At 45.8% G+C, this 1,469-nt stretch carries 2 protein-coding genes; both read left to right on the top strand.

All coding sequences use genetic code 11. The features are described 5' to 3' along the window. On the top strand, window positions 1–291 hold a 291-nt coding region (locus A3762_RS17490; protein ID WP_197469351.1), incomplete at its 5' end, for a YtoQ family protein. Window positions 292–393: 102 nt separating this feature from the next. After that, window positions 394–1,362 carry a glycine--tRNA ligase subunit alpha gene (gene glyQ, locus A3762_RS17485; RefSeq protein WP_068756858.1) on the top strand — a complete coding sequence of 323 codons (969 nt, stop codon included), beginning with the start codon at window positions 394–396 and terminating at the stop codon, window positions 1,360–1,362. The last annotated feature ends 107 nt before the right edge of the window (window positions 1,363–1,469 follow it).

Genomic DNA, 1,469 nt, shown 5'->3' with positions numbered 1-1,469 from the left:
GGTGAAGAAGAAAACAACTTCTGGAAGGATCATAAAGCAGCAAAGATCAATTCATTGCGCGCAATGAATGCAATCGAAAAGGCTGATCTTACCGTGGTACGTTTCGGACCAAAATACAAGCAATGGAATGCTGCATTTGAAGCAGGCATTGCTATTGGCAAAGGCAAGCCAATCGTTGTGATTCATGACCCAGAATTAACGCACCCACTCAAAGAAGTTGACGGTGCCGCGATGGCTGTCGCAGAAACACCCGAGCAAGTGGTTGAAATTTTGAAATATATCAAGCAATAAGTGAGCGAGCGGCGAATAGCTTAGTGTATAATGCCGCTCCTTTTTCTCGCTTTTTTGTCAAAGCAACGAAAATATAATGAATTAACTACGGGTGCTTGAGTTGTGGCTGAACAATCCAATCCAGATGTAAAAACCTTTCAGGGGCTAATTTTAGCCTTACAAAATTTTTGGGCGAGTAAGGGCTGTGTTGTTCTTCAGCCCCTCGATATGGAAGTCGGCGCAGGCACATTTCACCCTGCTACATTCCTACGAGCGATTGGCCCTGAAACTTGGAATGCAGCCTATGTTCAACCAAGTCGTCGTCCAACTGATGGTCGCTATGGCGAAAACCCAAATCGCCTTCAGCACTACTATCAATTCCAAGTTGTGATGAAGCCATCTCCTCTCAATATTCAAGAGTTGTATCTTGAGTCATTAAAAGCCATGGGGATTGACACACTCGTTCACGACATTCGCTTTGTCGAAGATAACTGGGAATCACCAACACTAGGTGCGTGGGGTCTTGGTTGGGAAGTTTGGCTCAACGGCATGGAAGTTACTCAGTTCACCTACTTCCAACAGGTTGGCGGCATTGAATGCTATCCAGTCACCGGCGAAATCACCTACGGACTAGAACGTATTGCAATGTATTTGCAAGGCGTCGACAGCGTATACGACTTAGTATGGGCACATGGCCCTGACGGCGACGTCACATACGGTGACGTATTCCATCAAAACGAAGTAGAAATGTCGACATACAACTTTGAACAAGCTGACGTTCCATCTTTGTNCAAGAACTTCGACACTTATGAGTCTGAAAGCCAACGTTTGATTGAACTAGGCCTTCCACTTCCAGCATACGAACTTGTTTTGAAGGCGTCACACACGTTCAACATGCTAGATGCACGTCATGCTATTTCTGTGACCGAACGTCAACGCTTTATCCTTCGTGTTCGCAGTCTTGCACGCGCCGTTGCACAATCTTATTTCGATACCAGAATGAAGCTTGGTTTCCCTCTCGCGTCAGATGCGCTGCGTGATGAAGTGATCGCAAAAACCGAAGCCGCCAATGCAGACAAAGGGAGTAAGTAATCGTGTCTAGCAAAGATTTCCTGATTGAACTTGGTACGGAAGAACTCCCACCAAAAGCACTTAAAAAACTCTCAGATGCGCTCAGCCAAGGCATTTTAAGCGGTTTA

Source organism: Oleiphilus sp. HI0125 (assembly GCF_001635355.1).
Note: the sequence above shows the minus strand (reverse complement) of the source record. Positions and strands in the feature narration are given on the sequence as shown.